Consider the following 24,952-nt stretch of genomic DNA (forward strand, 5'->3'; position numbering starts at 1 on the left):
GCGGGGTTCGGCGGTCGCATTCACTTCAATGCGGCGGAAGCAGAGGCTGCAAACCTTTCAGTCACTGGTCGGTGGAAGCAGATCCATTGTCGAATTGCGGCTTTGGATCTCTGCCTTCATGGACAGCAGCGCAACATCGCCGGGGTTAACCGCGAGTGCATCATCAATAATTTCCTCCACAACTTCTGGAGCCGCGCCCATCGCATTGCGGATCCGCGCGATCATGATCCAGGCTTCGGTTCGTTGCGGGTCCAGTCTGACGGCTTCGTGGAATGCATTCGCTGCGGCGTCGAAATTTCTCAGAGTCAAAGAGACTCCGGCGATCTGAAGATGTGTCTCTGGGAAATCCAGCCGGTTTGTCAGGGAGCCCCGCCAGTCCGACAACGCGGCGCGCAAGTCCTCTCGTATCTTTTCGGGAAGCGACGCGAATGGCAGGTCAAACAGTGCCCGAGCGACCGCAATTCGAACGGATCGCACGGGGTCAGTCAATGGCGTGAGCAGCCGGGACAGCCGGTCCTGCGGTTCCGCGAAACGTTGAACGCCGATGGCGGCCGCGTGGACGAGCGGGTCCGGATCCTCCAGCAAGGGCGCGACCTGGCCCGCGACCTGGGGGCTTGCCGCTTGTTCCAACAGCCATAGCGCCGTCGCGCGCACGATGTTCGGATTGCCGTCGTCCAGGGCGACCCCGACAAGATCGAGCGATGCCTCCGAGGGGTTCTCCCGGCCATTTGCCAGGACGGGTCCATAGTTGCTGCCCCGATGTGTCGGATCGGGGAACCAGTTCGCGATCTGTCCAGCGGCCCAGTCCGGCGACCGGTCGTCATGGCAGCCCGTGCAAGCATCAGGTGCGCCAGTCGCCCTGGTCAGATCCGGGCGCGGAACCCGAAAATAGTGATCCGCTCGCCAGTCATTGCCCATGTAGACACGCTCGCCCATGTGGCAGGACTTGCATTCCGCGCCCGCGGTGTCGGTTATGTGGTGGTGGTGATCTGGTGTATCGTAATCGGCGAGCCGCAGTCTGGGGAAATCCGGGTTGCCGGCAGGGCTATGGCATTGCGTACAGACGGCATTGCCTTCGGACACAAGGCCGGCGCCATGCGGGTCGTGGCATTTCGTGCAGGTTACGCCTGCGGCATACATCTTTGACTGAAGGAAAGATCCGTAGACATAAACCTCGTCAAGGATCTGCCCGTCCGGGTGGTACAGTCCGGGTCGAAGCAGTGACAGGTTGTACGAGTCATGGAAAGGCGTCCCCGGCTGCGGGTTGCCGTCCAGATACGCCTCGCGGCGCGAATGACAGGTCGCACATTGCTGCACCGTGGCTTCAGCATCAGAAAAATCCATGGAGAAGCCGTAATTGTCGGGTGTCGGCGCCGCGCGTGCGGTTTCCAGCGATTCGGCCCATGCGACATGCGTCGACCCGGGGCCGTGACACGCCTCGCAGCCGACACCGATTTCGGACTGCGTTGAAGCGTAACGGCGGTTCTCCGCGTCGTAGTTTTTCTCAAAGCCGGTCGCGTGGCATTCCGCGCAGCGCGCATTCCAGGTCTTGTATGGCCCTGTCCAGTGAAGGCCGTCATCTGGCGGAAGATCCTGGTCGGGATACAGGTGGAACCAGCGATCATTTACCGTATCCCAGACGACATCGAAGCTTTGCAGTCGGCCGGGCTCGGTTTCGAGCAGATACTGCTGCAACGGTTCGATACCGACGACCGAATGGACATCGTAGCCCGTTGTCGTGCCATCGGTCTCCGTCACATCGACATGGTAACGGCCGGCCTCCGATATGCTGAAACGCGCCGTCATCTTGCCTAGGCTGAACGTCGTGCCGTCGAAATCCGCCACCACGGTTTCGGTCGAAGGCCATGTCCAGGCCAGAGCATGGTGTGAACCGGACCAGGCGCGCGCCTCATCGGTATGGCAATCGATGCAGTTTTCCGATCCGACATAAGCCGGAGCCTCCTGCGCCACTGCCGGGACAGCGGAAAGAAGCAGATAGTGCAGAACGATCCGCCGGAGCATCATGTCGTCCTCCGCCGGGTCATCACGTGCTAGGATTGAGCGGCGGAAGTGCCGAGTGCATTGGCCTGCGCCGCGCAAGCCGCCGGAATTCGGTTAGCGCCTTTTCAAGCGACTTCCAGCCATCGGCCTCGTCGGAGCCGCCACCGTATCTGGCAGCGCCCAAATCGGTAAGGGCGGCGGCCACGCGCAGATCGCGCCGCGGATCCGCCCCGGGACTGCGCGCGGCCCATCTGTCCAGCGCCGGACGAAGGGCCGCATGGTCACGGATGCGCAGAACCCGTGACAGTGCGTTCCATGCGTAAGTCTCCGAAGCAAGATGCGCGGCGCGGCGTTCCGCCATCCATGTGGCAAGGGGTTGTCGCATGCGGCGAATAACAAAGATCAGGAGCGCGCATAGCAGGCCGACGCCGATCACGGCGGCTGTCAGGACACGCCAGTCTCGCGGTGGGGCAGCCGGCGCGGCAGGAGAACCTTCCACCAAGACGGAAATGGCAGGGACCTCGGCTATGTCCACTTTTCCGGTGTCGAGATTGTACCAGTCGAGCGACACGGCTGGCAGACTGCCGCTACCACCGCCCTCGGCAACGTATGTGATCTTTTCGGTTCTCGTGCCTGTGATAACGCCGCGATCCTCGCTCTCGACAATCACCGGTTCGTCAGGATAGGCGCGGAGACCATCGACGGTCGCCGACGGTAGCAGAGGCGGTAGAAAAATCGGCGACGTGCCACGGATCGTCGCGGTTATCGTTCGGATCAGACTGTCGCCCGGCTGCATGCCCGCAGGAGTGCCGTCGAAGACTTGCTCCAGCGTAAGCTCATCGGCTGCGACGAACGGATCGAGGTTTTCGGCACCTTCAGGCACTGTCCCTGTGACCGTGATCGGGTCAGTCGCAAGCGAGGTTTCCAGCGGCGCGTTCGTGTCCGGGTCGGCCCATGTCACGGCTATCTGCTGTGCTGGCAGATCGATGCTTCCCGGAACCATCGGGGTCAGCAGGTAGTTGCGGGTGACGCCGGACCAGGTGGCCCCGTCAATCGTCTGGCTGGTCGGGCCCGAAGATCCGATGCGTACCAGGAGATTTGGCGCCTCGAAACTCGGCCAGACGGGGGACTCCGGCATGAAGGTGGGCACGAGAATTGTTAGGCGGAGAGAAACTGGCTGACCGGGAATCGCTTCGGTCGCTTCCATCTCCGTCCGCAAAATGGGCTCCTGCGCCTCGACAGGCGAGGCCAGAATGATCAGCAGAACGGCGAGCAGCGGTCGGATCATTCCGTGGCTCCATCCATTCCTGTTTCGTTGGCCGGCCCGCCATCAGCGGCAGCTTCGCCAGTCTCCTGTGCCGCCTCGAGCGCAAAGCGGCTCCTGAGGAAATCGCCGGTGCTGGTGTCGACCGTATTCATCCACTGTTCCGTGGTCAGCATTCCCGGGCCGCTGTCTTCGGCCACTTCCATCTGCGTTTCGGCTCCACGGTTCGACTCGTTGTCGAAAACGACTTCATCCGCGCCGATGCCCATGTCTTCGCCGGTATCGGACTGTTCCTGGGCGGTCTCGACGTATTCGACGATCTCGTTCGCGGTCGCGAGGTTCTCTTCTGCCCCCGGATAATCGGGATCGCGTTCCAATGTGGTTTCAAAAGCGCGAACCCCTTCGCGGTAACTGCGCGACTTGATGTAGGCCATGCCCTGAATGAAGGAGGCTTCTGCCGTCTCGACGCGGTCAAGCACTTCCACCGCTTCCTCATACTGGCCGTCGCGATAGAGGGCATAACCGCGCCACAACGGATCGACGAACAACTCGGCTGCGCGTCCGAAATCATTGCGTTCGAACGCAAGGCGGCCCTGCTGGTCGGGGGTGAAGAACCAGTCTGCGATGCCGTCGGCCCGGGCTTGTGGTGCCGGCAGCATCAGTGCGAGCGCGGCCAGCACGGCCCAACGCATCGTCCAGCCGCGCCGGAACCACAACAGGGTCAGTAGAACGGCGGGCCAGGCCAGCAGGGCGCCTCGATCCTGCCAGGGCTGCTGGTCATCCTCTAGTAACGCGCGGGCCTGCTCGGCATCTAACATCCGGTCGATCTGCGTAACGTCGCCGGCATCCGGGGTGAGTTCTATGACCGGTACGTTGGCCAGCGCATCGATACCGCGGTCGCCCACCTCCTCGGGCAGAACGGCGAGGACCATCGATCGGGCATCCGATATCGCGGCCGTGTCGGCAGGGTCGATCCCGTCGGCCACGAAAAGAACGACGCCGGGGCTGCTTTCCCGTGCAAGGAGGGACTGCGCGAGCGTCAGCGCCTCACCGGCGTTCGTGCCGTCTCTGGGCATGACGTCCGGAACAAGCCCGGTGAGATACGGCAACATGACGCCCGGGTCCTCTGTCATCGGGACCGCGACATGCGCGGTGCCGGCATAGGCGACCAGCGCCGTGCGAGCCCCCGCTCGAAGCTCCAGCAGATCGCGGATCTTCTGCTTGCCGCGTTCCAGCCGGGAGGGGGCGACATCGGTTTCTTCCATCGACGGGGTCACCTCAAGCGCGACCACCAGCGGCGCGGACTGGGCGACGAACGGGTTGGGCTGGCGCGACCATGTGGGGCCGGCGGCACCGAGTGCCAGCAGTGTAAGCACCACAACCACCAGGTCGATCGGCAGGACACGGCGCCGTGTTGCAGCACCCACAGTCAGCGCGGCGCGCAGATGCGGGGCCAACCCGTCCGTCGGAGGCGTGCGCCCTGTCATGGCCGAACGCACGGCCCACCAGAGTCCGGCGATGGGAAGAAGCGCCAGTAGCCAGAGGGGGCGCAGCAGGTGGAAAGCCTCGAATGCGACGGACAGGTTCGTCATGCATTCGCCTCCGCAGGACGTAGCCGTTCTAACCGGACACGGCGGCGAGATGAGAAATGCAGCGCCGCAACGGTTCCTATCCCGATCAGAACCGCCAGTCCCATCGGCCAATGCGCCAGCGAACGGCGTGGGCGGTAGGACAGGGTCTCGGTCTCGCGCGGCGCAAGCGCGTCGATCCTGTCGTAAACGGCCGTCAGCGCCATTTCGTCAGAGGCGTAAAAATAGGCACCGCCGGTGCGTGAAGCTATATCCTGCAGGGCCGCCAGATCCACCTTGTCCTCTCCGGTGGCATCCGGATCGCCGACGCCGATAGTGTAGATCTCCACACCCTCGCTCGCCGCGATTTCGGCGGCGTTCACCGGCGACATCGCGGATGCGGTGTCCGAACCGTCGGATAGCAGGATCAGCAAGCGCTGCTCTATTTCCGAGGCCTCGAAGGTTCTGATGGACAGCCCTATCGCGTCTCCCAGCGCCGTGTGCGGCCCCGCCATGCCGACCTCGGTCCGGTCGAGAAGTGCGATCACCGTCTCCAGGTCTTCGGTCAGCGGGGCCTGCACATAGGCTTTCGTCCCGAAAACGATCAGCGCCATTCGGTCGCCGTCGCGGCCCTCGATGAATTCCGAGACCACGTCTTTCACCGCTGCAAGTCTCTGGACGCGCTGGCCTTCTTCGTTCTCGAAATCGCGGGCGTCCATGGATCCGGAGATGTCGATGGCCAGCACGACGTCGCGCGCGGCCTTGGTCTGTTCGATCGGCGCGCCGACGCGTTGCGGCTGGGCGAGTGCCAGTAAGGTCAGCACCCATACGGCGATGGCTGCCATCATCTGCAGGCGCGTCCTCGCCAGTACGACCGCACCCGGTTTCGCTTCGGCGCCGGCGGCCTGGGCGATCCGGCGGAAGAAGGGGAACCGCAATGCCTCTACGCGGTGGCGATATGGTGGGAGAAAGCGCCAGACAAGGATGGGTAGCGGCAACAGGACAAATGCCCAGGGGAAAGCGAACTGGATCACGGGAACCTCCCGTGCTTGCGGATCCAGTGGTCCGCAGCATCGTGAAGCGAAGCGGCGTCGACGGCTTTGGCGTAGGGCGCATGAGTCAGCGCCGGACCCGCAGCCACCGGGAAGTCTCCGGTAGACTGGAGAAATGCGATCCAGTCCGCGCCGGACAGACCGGCGACATCGCGGCGGGGATAGGCGGCCAGCGCCGTTCGCCGCAAGACGGTCGCGATCGCGGCGGGATCATCTCCAGCCTCCAAGAGACTGGCCAGCGCCTCGCGGCGGTAGGCATTCGCCCGCCAGCCCGCCCAGAGACGCCACAGCGCATAGGCGAATGCCGCGATGACCAGCGCGCCCAGCACCCACCAGCCCGCGGTCTGCGGTGCCATCGAAACAGGCTCCGGTACCGGCGGCTCAATCAACTGGTTCAGAAGATCGATCAGGTTCTGGGGTTCTGTTTCGTCGGGGTTCATCGCGGACCCAGACCCATGAGCCGGCGTACCTGCGGCAGCGTCTCTTCCCCGGTCGACAGCGGCAGGACTGGCACGCCGAAGCGGCGCTGCCAGTCCAGGACCTCGGCGAGACGCCCCCGGGCCATGTCGGCCAGGGCCCGGTGCTGCGCCTGATCTGCGGTATCGATCTGCGCCTGTAATGTGCCGTCCGAAACCACAAGGCGCAGGCCCTCGGGCAGTTCCTCGGCCATCGGGTCGGACACGAGCACCAGGATCAGGTCGTTATGCCGGGACAGGCCGGAGATCAGGAGTTCGGCTTCCGCGTCGATACCGTCGAAGTCCGACAGAACGATGATCAGATGGTTCTGGGCTGCAATCCGGTACGTGGCCCGCAGGACACGGGAAATCGGCAAAGGCGGCACGTCGGGAGCTTCCGCGTGCAATAGACCATTGGCATCCGACAGGGCGGTCAGGAATCGATGCAGCGCACGCCTTGATCGCTGCGGCCGGATTTCCGCGATTTGTTCGTCGCCGAAGACAATTCCGCCGACGCGGTCGCCCTGATCGAGAATGCGGAAGGCTGCCAGTGCGGCCGCCTCTGCCGCCGTGACGGATTTCATGTTCAGGCGGGAACCGAAGAACATCGACATACGCTGATCCACGACAATCAGCGCCGGGCGGTCGCGTTCTTCGGTCATCACGCGGATATAGGGTTCACCGGTGCGGGCGGTCACTCTCCAGTCAATTGACCGGACGTCGTCGCCCGGCAGGTAATTTCGCAACTCCTCGAAGTTCAGGCCGCGCCCGCGCAGCCGCGACGCATGGCGGCCGTTCAGGACCGAGCGTGCCGGCTGACGCGACAGGAACGTCAGGGACCGTGCTCTGCCTTCGAGCGACAGGAGGTGTCCGAGAGTAATGGCGATACGGCGGTCCGTCTCCTGCCGCGGCCGCCCCGGCAGCGTTCCCGTCCGGATGCGTGCGGCGGTGTCCCGCATCAGGTCAGCGCCACCTGCGCGATGAGTTCGCGAACCACAAGGTCGGCCGAAACCCCTTCGCCCTGAGCCTCGTAGGTCAATGTCAGGCGGTGCCGAAGCACATCGGCCGCAATCGCGCGCACATCCTCCGGATCGACGTAGTTCCGCCCCTGAAGCCAGGCCTGCGTGCGCCCGCACCGGTCGAGCGCCAGCGAGGCCCGCGGCGATGCTCCGATCTCGATCCAGCGCTTCAGATCATCGCCATAGCCATCGCGGTGACGCGTGGCGTTCACCAGGTCTGCCATGTAGCGCTCCATGGCCGGTGCCACGTGGATCTCGCCGATGGCACGCCGAGCGGCGAAAACCGCCTCCTGCTGGATCGGGGCTGGCGGCTCTGTTTGCGCAGCGCCGGTCTGGGCGGCGATCTCCTCGCCACGAACCAGTCGTATGACCTCCACCTCGTCGTCAACGGGCGGGTAGTCGATCAGCACGTGCATCAGGAACCGGTCCATCTGCGCCTCGGGCAGCGGATAGGTTCCTTCCTGCTCAACCGGGTTCTGTGTGGCCATCACCATGAAAAGCGGCGGCATTCGGTGCGTCTTGCCGGCGACGGTGACCTGCCGCTCCTCCATGGCCTCCAGCAGGGCCGCCTGCACCTTGGCCGGAGCACGGTTGATCTCGTCGGCAAGAACGATGTTGGCAAAGATCGGACCCTGTTCGAACCGGAATTCCGAGCCGCTGTCGGACTGGTAATAGACCTCGGTTCCGGTCACGTCAGAAGGCAGAAGATCCGGCGTGAACTGGATGCGGCTGAAGTCGCATTCGAGGTTTCTCGCCAGAGCCTTGATGGCACGGGTCTTGGCGAGCCCCGGCAGCCCCTCGACCAGCAGGTTGCCATTGGCCAGCAGGCCGATCAGCAACCGTTCGACGACCTCGCGCTGGCCAATGATCGCCTCGCCCATTCGGTCGCGTAGGGCGTCGATTGCGACGCGTGCGTCGTCCGTCTCGGCAACGTCGGCGGCGACGTCACTCGCCATCTGGCCAGACCTGTTCCCAATCCTGCGCCATGTCCACGATAACCCAGCCGCGGTCCGGGCCCTCGTCGAGCCCGCGGTTCAGGGTGCCGATGTGACCCTCGCGGTCATAGGCGAACTCGCGTTCGGCATCGGTGTGGTGGATCAGCAGCCCGAAGCGCGGGCCATCGCCCGCGGTCGTCCACTCGATCATCTGAAAGTCGCCGTCGGAATTGCCGCCGGCAAAGATCGGGCGCTGCCCGATATGGCTCATGATACCCACCGGCTTGCCTTCCTTGTCGTCGACGAAGGTGAGCCCGCCATTCTTGGTCACCGTCGGCGTACCGTCGTCGGATACCGCATAGCTCGTGTCGCCCTCGCTGCCGACGACCTGCCACGGCGGAATGCCGTAGGCGTCGTCTGCGATAGCGCGGATGAAATCGATGCCGCCGCCAGAAACGATGTATGTCTTGAAATCCTCGTCGCGCAGATAGCTCAGCAGTTCCAGCATCGGCTGGTAGATCATGCTGGCATATGTCTTGCCGGTGGAGGGATGCGTGGCAGTTGTCAGCCACTCATAAGCGCTGGCCTTGAAGTCCTCGGGCGTGATGCCGGCATGGGAGATGTTGATGATCTCGATGAGGCCCTCGTTGCCGTTGGCCAGCATCCCTTCCATGTCGCCGTCATTCGCGGCCTGAAGGATGTCGGAAGTCAGGGTGGACGGATCCGCGGCGGCTTTCTCGCGCAGGACGTCGACCGCGTAGAGAAGCTGGAAATACGCCGGCTGCTCGGTCCAGAGCGTGCCGTCATTGTCGAAGACGGCAATGCGGTCCTCCGGGGTGACGTAGGTATCCGCCCCGGGATCGGTGACGCCGTCGACAAAGGCGATGATCGCGGATTTCGCGTCGCCCTCGTTCCACGACGGCAACGGGTCCGCGAAGGCGATACCTGGCAACGCCACGAGGGCAATGGTGAAGACGGTGGTGCGCATGTCAGCCTCGAACGGTCAGAGGGAATGAAGGTCCGCGAAGCCAGGGAAGTCTTCGCGGACCTGGGGGGCTCGGGCGCTTACCGGCTCATGCCGCTGAGCGTTTCTTCGAGATCCGCCTGGATCTGGTCGACCGAGAAGCTCGCGGCGTCCTGCGACGGCGGGAACTCTTCGAAGGTCGAGAAGAATTCCGCGACCTCAACCTGTGCCGGAACCAGCAGATAAGCGTGGTCGATCATCCAGTCCCAGTAGGTGTTAGAGGTGATGTCGGCCCGTTCGTAGGGATCGGAACGCAGGTCGAATATCTTGGGCATGCGCAGTTTGGTGAACGGCTCGGCCCAGATGTTCAGCGTGCCGGTCTCGCGCTGTTCCGCGAAGACCATCTTCCAGTTCTCGTACCGCAGGCCGATGATGTCGCCATCGTCGCTGAAGTAGAAAAATTCGGTCCGCGCGCTCTCGTCGCTTTCGCCGGTCAGGTAGGGCAACTGGTTGTAGCCGTCGAGATGGACCTTGTACTCGGCACCGTCGATCGTGGTGCCGGCAAGCAGGCGGTCCTTGATGTCCGCGTCGCCAGCGGCGGCCAGAAGCGTCGGGAACCAGTCAAGGCCAGAGAACAGACCGGTCTTGACCGTGCCGGGCTCGATTTGGCCGGGCCAACGGATCATGGCGGGCACGCGGAACGCGCCTTCCCAGTTGGTGTTCTTCTCGCTGCGGAACGGGGTAGTGCCCGCGTCTGGCCAGGAGTTCTGGTGCGGGCCGTTATCCGTCGAGTAGATCACGATGGTGTTGTCGGCAACGCCCGACTCCTCGAGCGCATCCAGGATCGAACCCACAACCGCATCGTGTTCGATCATGCCATCGGCATATTCAGTCAGCGCGGTCAGTCCGGGTTCGCTGCGGTGGTCTTCGCGAACGTGCGTGCGGAAGTGCATCCGCGTGGTGTTCATCCAGATGAAGAACGGAGTACCCTGTTCCACCTGCCGGTTCATGAAGTCGATGGCGGCGGCGGAGGTCTCGTCGTCAACCGTCTCCATCCGCTTGCGTGTGAGCGGGCCAGTATCCTCGATCTCGCCATCGGCAGAAGACCGGATCACGCCACGCGGGCCGTACTGATCACGGAAGGCCGGATCGGTCGGGTAGTTGAAGTTCTCCGGCTCCTCTTCGGCGTTGAGGTGATAGAGGTTGCCGAAAAACTCGTCGAAACCGTGCGCGGTCGGCAGAAACTCATCCTTGTCGCCAAGGTGGTTCTTGCCGAACTGTCCGGTGGCGTAGCCGAGGTCCTTGAGCGCCGACGCGATTGTCACGTCGTCGGTGCGTAGGCCCACATCGGCGCCTGGCAGACCGACCTTGGACAGTCCGGTCCGAAGCGTCGATTGTCCGGTAATGAACGTCGACCGTCCCGCAGTACAGCTCTGCTCGGCATAATAGTCGGTGAACTTGACACCCTCTGCCGCGATGCGGTCGATGTTGGGCGTCTCGTATCCCATCAAACCGAAGCTGTATGTCGAAAGGTTCGTCTGGCCGATGTCGTCACCCCAGATGACCAGGATATTCGGTGGGCCCGCGTCCTGGGCCGCCAGCGGACCGCCGAGGAAAACGGCGGCAGCTGTCGCGACCAGTATTCGTTTAGGTGTCATAACTTTGCTCCCTTTGGTGCAGTGATGGTTAACGTCCAATCGGCCCCGCGATCCGCTGCCGGGAGGGGCCTTTGCGCTCGGGTCATGCCTTGTCCTTTTTCGGCCGTGCATCGGCGTGTTCGAGGTAGGACCAGATCTCGTCGGCCAGATCCTCGAGAAGGCTTTCATACTCTCGGACCCTTCCATCCATCTGCTCGCCGCTTTCGCGAAAGCGGCGAAGCGCGACAGAAGCTTCCTCGTGGTCTACGCAGATCGACCGAAAGTCTTCGTCGCGGGCACAGGCCCGATGAATGTCGAGCTCTCGTGCCGGGAAACGGTCCACGACTGAACGAAATCCCCCCATGAATCAGATCCGGAATGCTTACCCGGTTGACGACCGCGGCAATCTGCCGTGAGTCGAGCGAAAACTTTACAAGAGGCAGGGTGGCCAAGTGCTGAGGCCGCCGGAAGGTACGAACAGGTTCGTACCCCCTTAACGTGCATATGCCGCTGACGATTTTATGTAAGTGACATATAGTTTTGCTATCGCTTAGGTTGATGTGCTAAAGTTAATGCGTAGTGTTCGAATTGTGAAAAGTGTCGTTCTGTTTCCAGTGCAATCAAAGTATTTGCGGTATGAACGAGTTTACGATCACGGAAGGGCCCCTCAGCGACGCCAGGCCTGTTGAGTCTGATGTCCGCGCGGAGTTGGCGAGCATATTGTCCAGTGCGCTATTGCAGAAAAGCGAAAGGCGTCGGAATTTCCTCAAATTCATTGTCGAAGAAACACTTGATGGTCGCTCGAGCCGGCTGAAGGGTTTCACGATCGCCACGGAGGTTTTCAACCGGGACGCGAGTTTCGATGGTAAGCTCGACCCGGCGGTTCGTCTGGAGGCGCGGCGATTGCGACGCGATCTCGATAGTTACTACTTCGGCGAGGGCCGCCACGATCCGGTGCGAATCTCGATCCCGAAAGGTACTTATGTGCCGTGCTTTGAATGGCATGAAAGACCGGCGCCAGTCGTCACAAAACCAGTTGAAAAGGCTGAGCCGGAAGAACAGGAGGCGGCCGAAGCAAAGGCCGACCGGCCAAAGTTTCTGGAGCGGATCGGATACACAGTTCTGGCTGTCGCTCTGGTCGCCGTCTTTGTCGCCGGCTGGTTCCTGGGACCACGGCGCGGAACTCCGGATCACGTCAAACTGCCGGCAGTTGTGGTCGTACCATTCGAGGCCATCGGCGGAACCGATACCGAGCAATACCTTGCCGCGGCCATGAGCCCCACACTGGTGGACATTCTCAGGCGCTTCCCGGGAATGCAGCTTTACGGTTCCATACTCAGCACGCCGTCACCTGACCAATCGCCAATTGCACTCGGACAGGACCTTGGCGCGGCCTACGTGCTGACGGGTACGGTACAGTCCGAAGGGGAAGACGTGCGTATCAGCGCGCAACTGCTGGAAGCCGCGACAGGAAGGCTCATCTGGGCCCGCACTTTCGACCGAGATCTGGATCCCGCGGATCTGATAACCGCGCAGAACGATCTTGCCGCCGATATCGCGACAGAAATCGGTCAGCCTTACGGTGCGATCAACAGCAACCTGAACCTGAATGCGAATTCGTCCGACGTCTCCGACATGGAGAGCTATCTCTGCCTGCTTCGTGCACACGCATTCTGGCGCGATTTCGAGGTGGCTAAATTTGCTCCGGTCGTAAGCTGCCTTCAGACAGCCGTCCGCAAGAACCCCGATTTCAGCGATGCCTGGGCCATGCTCGGACGAATGCACCTGGCCGCAGGCATTTTCAGGCTTGGCCCAAATGACCGGAACGAGTCTCTTGCGCTGGCGATAGAGGCCGGATCCCACGCGCTTACCCTTGATCCGAACAGCACGCTCGCGCTTCTGGCGATCTCCGGCGCGTACCATTATTCCGGCATATACGCCGAGGCGGAAAGGTATGCCCGCATGGCAGTGGAGCAGAACCCCTACGACCCATTGGTGTTGGTCAATCTGGGTTGGCGCCTCGCCGTTCGCGGCAATTTCGAGGAAGGCATTCCGCTGGTAAAAAGCGGAATCGCACGGTCCGCCCACCCGCCAGGCTGGTATTTCCATACCTTGGCGATCGAACGCCTGATGGAAGGGGACGGTCCCGGCATGCTTGAGTTCGCGAACCGCGCCTCCTCTGACGGGTCGGCGATCAGCCAGTCCTTGATTGCAATGGCGTTCATCATCATGGACGACCACGAAGCGGCCCAACAGGCTATTGCCCGGATGAACGAGATTTCACCCGATTACGATCCGATCAGGGCGTTCCTTAATCACCAGGCAACCGATGAGATCATCGGCGAAATGACTCAGGCGCTGGCACGAATTGGGTGGACCCGCCCGGCAAAGGTGCAATAGCGCAATTCGGCGCGGGGGCTCTAGCCAAAGAGCGCGCGGCCAAACTGCGAAATCGGATGTCGGCCTCTCGCGAAAAACCTGGTTGGTGTGTCGAACAGCCGTTTTCGCTCCGCTCGGGTAAGGGCGACCGAGTACAGCGTGGCATAGACCCAGAATGCGGGGTTCCGCCGTATCTTCTGATCCGCCATTGATCTGGTTTGCGGCGTTTGGCGCGCCATATCGGTATTGAGTTCGCTTGCGCCGAAACTTTTCCAGGAAAACCGTCGAACCGCCTTCTCCCAGATCTCGCCGTGCCGGGTGCCACGGATGATCGCGCGGGACACGCGAATGTCTTCGTACCCGTGCGCCTTTTTCGTTTCGAACTCCTGGATGACGTCGGTTGCGGTGAAAAACGAATAGCGATGGAACAGGAATTTCGCGATAAGCTCTTCCGTTCCGGGAGTTGAAGGCGGTGTCGGATCGGACAGGACGCGGTCGACCGCCCCCGCAAAGTCGGACGCGCGATGCCCGATGCCAGGCAGGTTGTAAAAGGCGTTGCCGACTGTAACGAGCGGCTTTCCGTGGCAGGCCGCCAGAAGGCCGACACCGGAGTTGTAGCAGACAACCGCGTCACAAAGATCCAGGATCGCGTGAACATTGTCGGATCGCGACGCCAGCAAGACATTGCCGGGCAGGCTCGAGGGTTCAAGCTTCGACAGCGGATGCGGTTTGACCAGGAACAGCTTGTCGGGATGTTCCGCCGCGACGCGCGGAAGGCTGTTAACGAACTCCCCGTAGTCCAGGAAGGGGTCGACATAGTGGGTGACAGCCATGTCGTCTTCCAGCTGAAGCGGAACGAAAATGGTCTGTCTGCCAGCGGACAGCTTGCCCGAAAGCCGTACCTCGGTCTCCGACCGGCTCGACGCGTCTTCCAGAAGATGCGCTCCGGTGCGAAGCTCCTCAATGTACTGCCTGGCCGCACGCATTTCCTGCGAGGTAACCGAAATGTTCTCAAGGGTTTCGGGTGCGAAATCATAACCCGCATAGGCGACGTCGCGGGAGTAATACACCGTATCCGGCAGGGCGCCGCGTTCGATCACGATGGTTTCCAGGCCGGCTTCCTTTGCAAACTCGAATGCTGGCCGGAAAACCGAGTGGCTCTTCATGTACGGATTGAAGACCGCCAGCGCATCGATCCCGCCACTTTCGATCATGCCCTTCAACCTGGCCGCAGAGGCTTCGCTGTTCTCGAAGAACGGGACCAGACGATAGCCTTCAAGGCGAAGGTTGATGAAGTATCCCCAATGCTCGCTTGCGACACAGATGCAGGCTGCAGTCATTTTTCTTTCAAGAAAATCAACATTCAACACCTGTTCTGCTTTGTACGCATACTGATCGAATGCCTGCTTCAGACGTTTGCGTTTCCAATCGTTTTTCGAGCGCCAGTCCGTTCCTTTCAGGGCGATGGGATGCCACCTGTGAAACACCTTCAGCCCCAGCCTTTGCGCGCGCATACCCATAAGCTCGTTCATGCGCCGGAAGCCGAGATAGGGTTTGGCCGTGAAAAACTCATCGGTCATCGGGCCGTAGAGGTCGCTTTCGGAACTGTGCGGCACAGGGAACAACCCGGATATCAAACCGGCGCGAAAAAAGAACTCCACGTCTTCGGACCCGTGCCCGCGGAACTCTTCATTGTAACCGCCTGTAAGCTCGAAGAACCTTTTCGAGATCAGAAAGCAGTTGGAATAGGGCGCCACAAACTCGAACTCGTCCTCGAATTCGCCGAAGAAACCGGAAAAGAAGGTCCGCTTCAGAAACTGTTCCTGATCCTCGTGGTCGGCGGTGGCCTCCAGGCTTTCGGTCATCCTTTCTGAAAGGTGATACGCGGGCAGATCGAGTATGACGTCGAACACGCGCCGCATGTCGGCGGCGCAGGCGGCATCGGCCAGATCCGCGAACAGGCTCCGGACAGAGACAAAGTCTATGTCCATGAAGAAGATAAATGGGGTTTCCACGAAGGAAGCGGCCATATTGTGCGCCGCAGCCGCATTGTAGATGCCGGAATCCTCGGTATTGGCGTAACGGAATCCGTGTGTCTTGCATGCGTCTTCGACACGAGTCTTGTGCGGATTCCGGCTGCCGTAATCGAAAATCAGAATTCTCGGCGTCGGCGTGTAGTAGTTCCCCAAGTCGTTCAGACGGTTCAGGACCCAGGGATTGTCATCATGAAGCCTGAGGCAGATGACCAGCGTAATCTCGTCGGGAGTGATCTTCGCCATCCGGTCCGGGTCTTCGGCTTCCAGGATAGTCCGCAAGCCGAGCCCGGCGTTCCGCCCCAAAACCGTCTGCGCATCGCGCTTCCCGGGAATCGAGGATGAATCGTGGCTTTCCAGCATGTTGGCTCCCCGATTGCAGCCGGCGCGGCGGGTATCCAAGCGGTATCTCTGCGGAATTGGAAGTGCTGTCAAGGAACGCGTCCAATGAGGCACTGGCTGGAAATAACGCGTTAAGGCAGGTCAATTGGAAGTGGATCGGGTCAGCGTGCGACGCTGAGCCCATGCTGCTCACGGGTAAGCATCACGCGATGTTGCGCCGGCTTGGCAATCGTCGGAGCGATCAAAAAACAAGCGCCTGAGTTGGCCCGCCGGGGTGAACTCAGGCGCATGCTTTGTTTGTAGCATTGCCGGATCGGGCAATGTTCGCCCGATCCGGGTGGAGGTAAGCGGAACCTGTCCGCTCATGCTGCCAGTGCGTCGGCGGTCGTCTCTGTTGGTGAGAGTTCCGCGGCAGTACTGACCGCAATGCGCAGGTAATTACCGGTTGCGCCTTGATGGCTCACGCCCCGGTAGCGAAGCTGCACCGGAAGCCCGAAATGCGGCTCCGATACACCTCCACGGTGCACATGGTTCACACCCCGGTAGGTCATCGGACGGCTTGTCCCGATGGCTTCAGGGTAGGCGGCACGGCGGTTTTCTTCCGGAATGTAGCCGATACCGCGGTAAATCATCTTGGTCATTATTGGGGCTTCCTTGCTTTGAATTGTGCTTTTCTCCGGTCGACGGGCGCCTGCATGGCGGCACGCCAGAGGATCATATGTCCTTGCATCTCCAAATCCTTTTCAAATGGGCTCTTAATATTGGTGCCGGTACGTGTCCGACCCGGCGATGCTCTAGCAGGCTTCCGTCGGGGGAGGCTTGAAGGTGCAATGTTTATTTTCTGAAGAAGTTCTGAAGATCGGTGGTAAGTTGATGCAATGCTGTTCTGAAGAGGGCCGAAGCGCCGGGGAACGATGGTCATTCAGTTCGGGGCCTGCTTGCTGGATATCGACCGCCGCGTGCTGGAGCGTCACGGCGCTCCGGTTCATCTGGAACCGCAGGTTTTCGCGCTGCTGACCTATCTGGTCGAGAACTCCGACCGCGCGGTTACGAAGGACGAGCTGTTCGACAACATCTGGGACGGCAGGGCGGTAAGTGACGCGGTACTGACCTCCCGTATCCGCAGCCTGAGGCGGGCTATCGACGATCCCGGCGCCGCTTCGCATATCCGTACCATTCATCGTGTCGGCTACCAGTTCCGCACGCGGGTCCGGCAATCGAACCCGTCCGCCAGTGCCTCCACGCCGGACACATCAGCCTTGCCAGGAACTTCGGATACCGCGCAGGCCGAGGAACTTCGGCACGTCGTGGTTCTTGCGGTGCAGCCAAGGCTTCGCCTCGACCGCGATTACGACGCGGATGCCTTCGACGAGGTGCTGATCCGCGTCCGCGACCGATTGGTCGCGCACCTGTCTCCCGACGACCGCTGGCTGACCGGGGCGGACGGCTCGATCTATGCGCTGCTCGGCGCAGTGCGTGCACACAGCGACGATCTGCTGCGCGCTGCCCGCATTGCGCTCACAGTAGCTGAGGCCGATGACCCTTCTGTCGCCGACGCCGCGGTTGGCATCTGCGCCGGTACGGTTGCGCGGGCCGGCGACTCCTATCGCGGCAGGCCCATGCTTCTTGCCGGTCAACACGTCTCGCGGGTTTCCGGAGGCAAGGTTGGTCTCTCGAAGAGCGATACCGCTCTCTACGGCGATGCAGCGCAATTCGACATGTCGGGCGAGGTCGCCGTCCTGCTTGATCTCGACGAGTCGACGGAAACGCGAGAAGCTGCGCCGCCCCTGATCGGACGCATGGTCGAGATCGGGCTGATCGAAGGCGCCGTCGCCGCCACGATCGACAAGCTGTCTGGCGGAAGCATCACGCTGCAGGGCGACGCCGGTGTCGGGAAGACGCGCATCGCGGCGCGCGCGGCAGCCATGATCAACCGGACGGGCGGCCGCCATTCCACCGTCTATCTGCGCGAGCTTGCGGCGCCCGGTGCCCTGTACCGGGGAATTTTCCGCGGCCTGACCGATCTGATCCCCGATGCCGAGGCTCTCCGCAAAGCTGCGCCCAAACGCCTGCAGCCGCAGCTCGACGTGATCCTCTCCGGCAAGACCAGCCTTCTGCCGATGCGGCACGATCCCGTCCTGACCGAAACGGTGCTTTCCATCCTGCGCGAGATATCAAGGGACCGGTCCCTTCTCATTGTCGTCGAAGATGCCCACTGGATAGACGATGACAGCCGTCAGCTCGCCCTTCGGCTGGCGGAAGAAGCACCTGACATGCAGGTCATCCTGCTGATTACCGCAAGGCCTTCGGCGCAACCGTTTCTCGAAGAGATCGCCGAACGCGCACAGGGCGACATCGTCGCCCTGTCGGTCGGCCCGCTCAGCCCGCGCAACGCGCGCAGTCTGATCGAGGCGCTGGACAAACGCATCGACGACGACACGGCTGAGGGGCTGATCCGCCGCGCCGCCGGCAACCCGCTGTTCCTGACCCGATTGGTCGAAGCCTACCGCCGGCAGGGACCGGCCGTTCTGGAACGGGTGCCCGAAAGCGTTCAAAGCGTCGTGCAGATCCAGTTCGACCAGCTCTCGCCGGGCGACCAGTCACTCCTGCGCCAGCTTTCGGTGCTCGGAGAGCGTTTCCAACCCGAGATCGCCAGACACGTGCTGGGCGAGGAAGCCGATCAGCTGCGCCCCGTGGCAGGCTTTCTGAAGCAGAGCAGCCAGTGGATTTCCTTCACCCACAACCTCGTCCACGAGAGCATCTATCTCAGCCTGCCGCGCAAACAGCGCGAACAGCTGCACACAGAGGCGGCACAGGCGCTCGTCTCCTTCGATCCGCTTCTGGCCGCCGAACACGCCATGCGCGGAGATCTGGCGATTGCGCCCGAAATCTGCCTGCAGCTGGCCCGCGATACGTTCAACTTCCGCCGTCATGCCCGGTCCGTCGAACTGATCGAGCGCGCGACGCAGCTTGACTGCGCCCCCGACCTGCGCGCGCAGCTGGAAATCTTCCTTGGCTCCGCCCAGCTTGAACTCGGCGACGAGGCGCGCGCGCATGCCTATTACGAGGCGGCGCTGGGCCGCGCCGAAACGGCGCTGCCCGCGGTTTTCGCGCTGACCCGTATCGCCCGCATCCATGCGCGACACTTCCGCCTGGAAGAAGCCGAAGCCGCCATGAAGGAAGCCGATGCCTGGACTGAGAGAGAGCAGGGGCCAGGCTACTTGAAGTCCGAGATCGCGGAAATCCGCGCCGCGAATGCCTGGCTTGATCGCAATCCCGAAAAGGCGCGCGAAGCGGCGGAACTCGCGGTGGATCTTGCCGACCATCCCCACCCAAAGGCGCGCGCGCTGAATTCGCTGGCCTGGGCGCATTTCTCGCTCGGGCATTTCCGGACGGCGGCACAGGTGTCCGAAACGTGTCTGGATCTTATCGACACGAATGAACTGCGCCTGGTCGAAAGCTACGTCCTCGGACCGCATCTCCGCTTTGCCTGGTACACCAACCCGGGCCACGAACGTCTGGTCGACGCTCATACCGTGGTCGAGCGGGCCGACCGTCTGGGCATCGCCGCTCCGCGCATCGAGGCACGCTGCGCAAGGCTGGAAATCACCTGGGAACTCGGCGAAACGGATATCCTCCGCGAAGACCTGAACGCCCTCGACGAAGAGAATGCACAACTCGATCTGCTCAGCTTCGCCACGGCACGGTTCTTTGAGGCGCTGGACGACCTCGGTTCCGGCCGCCGGCCCGATCTTGCGCGCATTGACGCGGCGCTGGCAGTGGCTCGGTTTCCGGCTTTCCTGCCACTGAACTGGCTGCGCGCGCGCCTTTCGGAATCAGAATTTGCCTCGGATCAGCAACCGTCCACGCTTGAGCGGCTCTGGCTTCTGCGGCTGACCGGTCAGGATCTGCTAGATCAGGATTCCAAGCTGGTCAGTCGGGACCCCGACGAAAACCTCAACTGGCGCGCATTCGCCGCCACGCAGGCACCGCGCCTGAAAGCGGTGCTCGATAAAATTGGCAACTGACCACGATCTCAGAGGCCTTCGGAACGAACAACGCACGAAGGCGTGCGTTCAGCGGTGGTCTTCCAGAATGATATCCGACGCCTTCTCACCCACCATGATCGCGGGCGCATTGGTATTGCCCGAAGTCACCGTCGGAAACACCGACGTGTCCGCCACCCGCAGCCCGTCCAGCCCGTGCACGCGCAGGCGGGCATCGGTGACATCCTGCGCGGGGTCGGGCCCCATCCGGCATGTGCCGACCGGATGAAAGACCGTACCCGCGCGGGCCCGGATATCGGCGATGAACTGATCGTCGGTCCGGATATGATCCCCCGGCAGTATCTCCGACTCGATGATCCGCGACAGGGCAGGGGTCGCCGCGAACTGCCGCATCAGCTTCGAGGCTTCCAGCATCTCCTGCACGTCGAACTCGGTCTCCAGGTATTTCGGGTGGATCGCAGGCGGCGCCAGCGGGTCGGGCGAACGGATTTCCAGATGGCCACGACTGGTCGGGCGCGTCGGCTGCGCGCCCATCAGAAAACCCGGGAACGGGTCCGGGCTCATCAGCGGGCGCTTGCCCGGAGGCGCCTTGGTATAGCTTACCGGCGAAAAGAATAGCTGGATGTTGGGCCGTGTCAGTTCCGGCCGGCTGCGCACGAAGCCGCCCGCCTGATTGACGCCCAGCGACAGGATTCCGCGGCGCGTCAGGACATAGTGCAGCCCGTGCCGCAGCTTGCCGTGCCAGGGGCGAAGCTGGTTGTTGAGCGTCGGCACCTTCGACCGGAACAGATAGTCGATCGCCAGGTGATCCTGCAGATGCCGCCCCACGCCTTCGGCAGCGTGCAGCACCTCGATCCCCTTGTCCCGCAGCAGCGCGCCGGGACCCACACCCGACAATTGCAGCAGCTGCGGCGAGTTGATCGCGCCCGCGGCAAGGATCACCTCGCGCCGCGCCCGCGCCTGCCGCTCGACACCGTTCTGAAGATAGGAAACCCCGACCGCCCGCTTGCCCCCGAACAGCAGCCGCGTCGCCAGCGCGCGTTTCTCGATCCTCAGGTTCGGCCGCTTTCGCGCCGGGTGGATATAGGCGCGCGCCGCCGACATGCGCATACCGTCCTTGGCGGTGTTCTGGTAGGTGCCGACACCTTCCTGCACCACGCCGTTGAAATCCCGGTTGCGCCGGAACTGCAGTTCCTCACCCGCCTGCAGGAAATCCTCGCAAAGGGGATGCAGATACTGATCCAGCGTCGTCACATGCACCGGTCCATCGCCGCCGCGCACATCGCAGGATCCGCGGTCGTTGGTTTCCGACTTCCGGAAATAGGGCAGCACATCATCCCAGCCCCAGCCGGGATTGCCCATCGCCTTCCAGTCCTCGAAATCCTCGCGCTGCCCGCGGATATAGACCATCGCGTTGATCGAACTGGACCCGCCCATCACCTTGCCACGCGGCCAGTAGGACACGCGACCATCCAGCTGCGGGATCGGCTCGGTGCTGTACATCCAGTTCACGCTCGGCCGGTAGAACGTCTTGCCATAGCCGATCGGCATCCAGATCCAGAAGCTCATATCGCTGCCACCGGCCTCGAGCAGCAGCACCGTGTACCTGCCGTTCTCGGTCAGCCGGTTGGCCAGCACGCAACCGGCAGAGCCTGCCCCAACTACGATGAAATCGAACTCGGCCATCCGATGCCTGCTGCTTTCATGGGCCGTCTTCCGGGCCGGTTTCGCTGCATGTGCCGCCGGTATTCGGCGGGTGCAGGCGAACCTAGTGCCGCATTGGTCTGGTCGGCATATCCATTTTGAATTCTTTGGCACACCAATGTGCGGTCTGTGAATGTCGGGCAGAATGGCCCTGACGTCCAGACCCGTTCCCTGCTACCGAATGGGACGGCAGGGCAAACGGGAAGAAACGCATGAATGGCAGATCGGTCCTGATCGTCGGGGCAGGCATCACCGGAGTGGCATCCGCGGAATGGCTGTGCCGCGACGGCTGGCAGGTGACGCTGATCGATCCGGTGCAGCCCGGCAGCCCGGATCAGGCGTCATACGGCAACGCCGGGCTGCTGTCCCGAACCTCGGTCGTCCCGGTCGCCACGCCCTCTCTCGTCCGTCATGCACCGGCCATGGTGTTCGATCCGTCCTCGCCCCTGTTCCTTCGCTGGTCCTACCTGCCGCGGATGATCCCCTGGCTGCTGCCGTTCCTGCGCAACGCCAACGAAGCGAAGATCCGTCAGATCGCCCCGGCACTCTCGGCAATGACCTTCGACGCGAACGAGCAGCATCTCGCATTGGCCAGGGGCACAGAGGCCGAACGTCACATTGCCAATGGTGACTACGTCACCCTCTACACGAAGAAATCCGACTACGACTCCGACCTCCTGACTCAGGAGATGCGCCGGAAATTCGGCTCGGTTCCCTCGGAACTGACCCGCGCGGAACTGGTGGAGCGTGACCCGAACCTCGGCCCCGCCTACACCTTCGGCACCCTCTACCAAGGCTGCGCATGGCTGACGTCGCCGGGCCGCTATGTCGCCGCGCTCTTCGACCATTTCCTACGCCACGGCGGGCAGTACCGGCAGGCCAAAGCCGTCGACATCCAGCCCGGTGAAATGCCCAAGCTTACCCTCGAAGGCGGCGAAACGCTGACCGCGGACAAGGTCGTGCTGTCGTCCGGCGCATGGTCCGTCAGGCTGGCAAAGCGGATGGGCGCTCCGGTCAAGCTGGAGGCCGAGCGCGGGTATCACGTTGCCATGCATTCGCCGAGCTTCAACGCGCCTTACCCATATATGGTCACAGACGCGAAATTCGTCGCGACGCCGATGGACGGCTTCCTGCGCGCCGCGGGCGTTGTCGAGTTCGCCGGGCTGGACGCGCCCGCCTCGGAAGCGCCCGTCAGGCTGATCGAAAAGGCAGTGAAACGGCTCTACCCGACCCTCGAATTCGATCGCTCGGAAAGCTGGATGGGCCGCCGTCCGACCACGCCTGACAGTCTCCCGGCGCTGGGCGAAAACCCGAAGGCGCCGAATGTGCTACATGCTTACGGCGGTCAGCATGTCGGCCTGACCATCGGCCCGAAACTCGGCCGCCTCGTGGCGGATATCGCCGCCGGGCGCAGGGCCAACATGGACCTCGCGCCGTACCGCCCCGACCGGTTCTGACGCTCAGGCGTCCGGCGAGGCGCTGATCACGTAGAGCTTGCGCATATGCTCGTGGATCACCCACTCGCCGGTCCAGCCCTGCGGCAGCACCAGCAGGTCGCCGGGTCCGATCTCGCGCGTCCCGCTGCCATCGGCGTTCGAGACAGAAGCGCGCCCGGCGATGATGTGGCAATACTCCCCCGCCGCCGTTCGGTCGGCGGTGAAGCGCCCCGGCGTGCATTCCCAGACGCCGATCTTGGTCCGCCTGTCCGCCGAGGTCCAGAGCGGCGCCGAGGCTTCCTGCTGGCCCTCGGTCAGGGTCGTCGGCTTGTCCGCGAACGCGCTTAGTTGCACCGACGCGAGGTCGGCAAACGTCTGTAAGTCGATCATGGCTGTCTCCGGAGTTAATGTCCGCCCGGCTGTTTCTGCCCGCCGAAGATCTGCGCCAGCACCATCATCAGCGTGGTCACAAGGATCATCATCGTTGAAATGGACGCGATCGTCGGGTCGATCTGATCGCGCAGGGCGTTGAACATGTTGCGCGTCAATGTCGGGTTGTCGCCGCCAGAGACGAACATCGCCACCACCACCTCGTCAAAGGACGTCAGGAAGGACAGCAGCGCCGCGGTCACCACAGCAAACCGGATCTGCGGTAGAGTCACGGTCAGGAAAGCCTTCCAGCGCGGCGCGCCAAGGCTTCGCGCGGCCTCCTCCTGGCTCATGTCGTAGCTTTTCAGCGCGGCACCGATCACGATGACCACCAGCGGCAGCGCCAGCACCGTATGCGCCATCACCAGCCCTGGGATGGTGTAGAGCAGGTTGAGCCGCGCATAGGCATAGAAGGCGCCGACCGCGACCAGCACCAGCGGCACCATCATCGGCGTGATCATCAGCACGAAGGTCGCCCGCACGAAGCGCACGTTCGAGGCATGCAGCCCGTAGGCCGCCAGCACGCCCACCGGTGTCGCGACCAGCATGGTCAGGAACGCGGTCTTGATCGAGGTCCGTGTCGCCAGCATCCATTCGTCGGAGCCGAAATAGTTGCTGTACCAGCGGGTCGACCAGACCTCCGGCGGGAACTCCAGATACTGGCTGTCCGAAAACGACATCGGGATCACGATCAGTGTCGGCGTCACCAGCAGGACCATGATGATGACCGACAGCACGTACAGCCACAGGCGCTGGCCATGGGTGACCTGGGTCTCGGTGGCAGGCGACTTGAACCAGTTCAGCATCAGTGCCCGCCTCCCGCGATCTGTTCCAGCCGCAGGAACCGCGACGCGATCCACAGGATCGCCACGGTCAGGACCAGCAGGACCACGCCAAGCGCGCTCGCCGCGCCCCAGTTCACGAAAAGCTCGATGTTCGACACGATCTTCATCGACACCATGATGACCTTGCCGCCACCCAGAACGGCGGGCGTCACGAAGAAGCCAAGACACAGGATGAACACCATCAGCGACCCGGCGAAGAGGCCCGGTGTGGTCAGCGGGAAAAACACGGTCCAGAACGCGCGCTTCGGCGTCGCGCCAAGGTTGGCGGCGGCTTTCATGAAATCCCGGTCGATCGCCCGCATCGCGCCATAGACCGGCAGGATCAGGAACGGCAGCATGATATGCACCATGCCGATCAGCGTGCCGGTCATGTTGTGTACGAGCTTGAGCGGTTCGTCCCACAGGCCAAGCGAGATCGCCCAGGTGTTGATCAGCCCGGTCTTCTGCAGCAGCACCAGCCAGGCGTATGTCCGCACCAGCAAGGACGTCCAGAACGGCAGCAGCACAGTGATCAGGCACAGATTCGCCAGCCGTGGCGGCAGTTGCGAGATGAAATAGGCCAGCGGATAGCCGATCAGGATACAGAGTCCGGTCGTCAGAAAACTGACCTGAAACGTGGTCATGAAGATCCGGGTGTAGGACTTGCTCTTGATCATCCGCTCGTAGTTTTCGAGCGAAAACGATCCGTCCGCGCCGATAAAAGACACGTAGAACAGCCAGCCAACCGGCAGCACTAGGATTACGAGTATCAGCAGGATCGCCGGTGAACTCAGCCCGTAAAGCCGCAGCCGTTCAAGCATGCCGTCCCGGCGCAGACCCGCCTCGTTCGGGCGCTCGGCCATGGCACGCGCCCGGCCATCACGCCGAATTCCGCTATCGGTC

At 62.5% G+C, this 24,952-nt stretch carries 19 protein-coding genes; 3 read left to right on the top strand and 16 right to left on the bottom strand.

Annotation, left to right across the window (positions count from 1 at the left end):
* Positions 1–57: 57 nt before the first annotated feature.
* From HCO70_RS02795 to HCO70_RS02840, 10 genes are all read right to left on the bottom strand, one after another.
* A complete protein-coding gene (locus HCO70_RS02795) occupies positions 58–2,025 on the bottom strand; it encodes a multiheme c-type cytochrome (protein WP_172292853.1) in 1,968 nt (655 codons plus the stop codon).
* 19 nt (positions 2,026–2,044) lie between these two features.
* Positions 2,045–3,289, bottom strand: a complete 1,245-nt coding sequence (locus tag HCO70_RS02800; RefSeq protein ID WP_172292855.1) for a BatD family protein — start codon at positions 3,287–3,289, stop codon at positions 2,045–2,047.
* On the bottom strand, positions 3,286–4,857 hold the full coding sequence (locus HCO70_RS02805; protein ID WP_172292857.1) for a VWA domain-containing protein: 1,572 nt from the start codon (positions 4,855–4,857) through the stop codon (positions 3,286–3,288). Before HCO70_RS02805 ends, HCO70_RS02800 begins: the two co-directional genes overlap by 4 nt.
* A complete protein-coding gene (locus HCO70_RS02810; RefSeq protein WP_172292859.1) occupies positions 4,854–5,867 on the bottom strand; it encodes a VWA domain-containing protein in 1,014 nt (337 codons plus the stop codon). Before HCO70_RS02810 ends, HCO70_RS02805 begins: the two co-directional genes overlap by 4 nt.
* Positions 5,864–6,325: a DUF4381 domain-containing protein gene (locus tag HCO70_RS02815; RefSeq protein WP_172292861.1), complete on the bottom strand. Its 462-nt coding sequence runs from the start codon at positions 6,323–6,325 to the stop codon at positions 5,864–5,866. Before HCO70_RS02815 ends, HCO70_RS02810 begins: the two co-directional genes overlap by 4 nt.
* The gene (locus HCO70_RS02820) at positions 6,322–7,299 is read right to left on the bottom strand and encodes a DUF58 domain-containing protein (protein ID WP_172292863.1); all 978 of its coding nucleotides are present in this window, start codon (positions 7,297–7,299) and stop codon (positions 6,322–6,324) included. The genes HCO70_RS02815 and HCO70_RS02820 overlap by 4 nt, the downstream gene beginning before the upstream one ends.
* Complete coding sequence (locus HCO70_RS02825) at positions 7,299–8,315, bottom strand: MoxR family ATPase (protein ID WP_172292865.1); 1,017 nt, start codon at positions 8,313–8,315, stop codon at positions 7,299–7,301. Before HCO70_RS02825 ends, HCO70_RS02820 begins: the two co-directional genes overlap by 1 nt.
* On the bottom strand, positions 8,305–9,282 hold the full coding sequence (locus HCO70_RS02830) for an HAD family phosphatase (protein WP_172292867.1): 978 nt from the start codon (positions 9,280–9,282) through the stop codon (positions 8,305–8,307). Before HCO70_RS02830 ends, HCO70_RS02825 begins: the two co-directional genes overlap by 11 nt.
* A 77-nt stretch (positions 9,283–9,359) precedes the next feature.
* Entirely contained in the window at positions 9,360–10,916 is a 1,557-nt protein-coding gene (locus tag HCO70_RS02835) for an arylsulfatase (protein ID WP_172292869.1), read from the bottom strand.
* 82 nt (positions 10,917–10,998) lie between these two features.
* Complete coding sequence (locus tag HCO70_RS02840) at positions 10,999–11,238, bottom strand: hypothetical protein (protein ID WP_216665240.1); 240 nt, start codon at positions 11,236–11,238, stop codon at positions 10,999–11,001.
* Positions 11,239–11,531: 293 nt separating this feature from the next.
* Here HCO70_RS02840 and HCO70_RS02845 point away from each other — a divergent pair, with 293 nt between their 5' ends.
* Positions 11,532–13,295 carry a hypothetical protein gene (locus tag HCO70_RS02845; RefSeq protein WP_172292873.1) on the top strand — a complete coding sequence of 588 codons (1,764 nt, stop codon included), beginning with the start codon at positions 11,532–11,534 and terminating at the stop codon, positions 13,293–13,295.
* Between the two features lie 20 nt (positions 13,296–13,315).
* On the opposite strand, the gene HCO70_RS02850 is transcribed toward HCO70_RS02845, so the two are convergent.
* Positions 13,316–15,670: a glycosyltransferase gene (locus HCO70_RS02850; RefSeq protein WP_172292875.1), complete on the bottom strand. Its 2,355-nt coding sequence runs from the start codon at positions 15,668–15,670 to the stop codon at positions 13,316–13,318.
* A gap of 341 nt (positions 15,671–16,011) precedes the next feature.
* Positions 16,012–16,290, bottom strand: coding sequence for a DUF4278 domain-containing protein (locus tag HCO70_RS02855; protein WP_172292877.1), 279 nt, complete (start codon positions 16,288–16,290; stop codon positions 16,012–16,014).
* Positions 16,291–16,563: 273 nt separating this feature from the next.
* Between HCO70_RS02855 and HCO70_RS02860 the strand changes: the two genes are divergently transcribed.
* Positions 16,564–19,677, top strand: coding sequence for a winged helix-turn-helix domain-containing protein (locus tag HCO70_RS02860; protein WP_172292879.1), 3,114 nt, complete (start codon positions 16,564–16,566; stop codon positions 19,675–19,677).
* Positions 19,678–19,725: 48 nt separating this feature from the next.
* Here the strand turns inward: HCO70_RS02860 and HCO70_RS02865 are convergent, their stop codons facing one another.
* On the bottom strand, positions 19,726–21,342 hold the full coding sequence (locus HCO70_RS02865; RefSeq protein WP_172292881.1) for a GMC family oxidoreductase: 1,617 nt from the start codon (positions 21,340–21,342) through the stop codon (positions 19,726–19,728).
* Between the two features lie 230 nt (positions 21,343–21,572).
* Between HCO70_RS02865 and HCO70_RS02870 the strand changes: the two genes are divergently transcribed.
* Positions 21,573–22,817 (top strand): FAD-binding oxidoreductase, encoded by a 1,245-nt coding sequence (locus HCO70_RS02870; RefSeq protein ID WP_172292883.1) that lies wholly within the window; start codon positions 21,573–21,575, stop codon positions 22,815–22,817.
* Positions 22,818–22,820: 3 nt separating this feature from the next.
* Here the strand turns inward: HCO70_RS02870 and HCO70_RS02875 are convergent, their stop codons facing one another.
* From HCO70_RS02875 to HCO70_RS02885, 3 genes are read right to left on the bottom strand one after another with little or no spacing between them, the layout of a single operon-like run.
* Positions 22,821–23,186, bottom strand: coding sequence for a cupin domain-containing protein (locus tag HCO70_RS02875; RefSeq protein WP_172292885.1), 366 nt, complete (start codon positions 23,184–23,186; stop codon positions 22,821–22,823).
* Between the two features lie 14 nt (positions 23,187–23,200).
* Entirely contained in the window at positions 23,201–24,031 is an 831-nt protein-coding gene (locus HCO70_RS02880; RefSeq protein WP_172292887.1) for an ABC transporter permease, read from the bottom strand.
* Positions 24,031–24,912: an ABC transporter permease gene (locus HCO70_RS02885; protein ID WP_172296102.1), complete on the bottom strand. Its 882-nt coding sequence runs from the start codon at positions 24,910–24,912 to the stop codon at positions 24,031–24,033. Before HCO70_RS02885 ends, HCO70_RS02880 begins: the two co-directional genes overlap by 1 nt.
* Between the last annotated feature and the right edge of the window lie 40 nt (positions 24,913–24,952).

The organism is Pseudoruegeria sp. HB172150, from assembly GCF_013184805.1.
Classification (GTDB): Bacteria; Pseudomonadota; Alphaproteobacteria; order Rhodobacterales; family Rhodobacteraceae; genus Psychromarinibacter.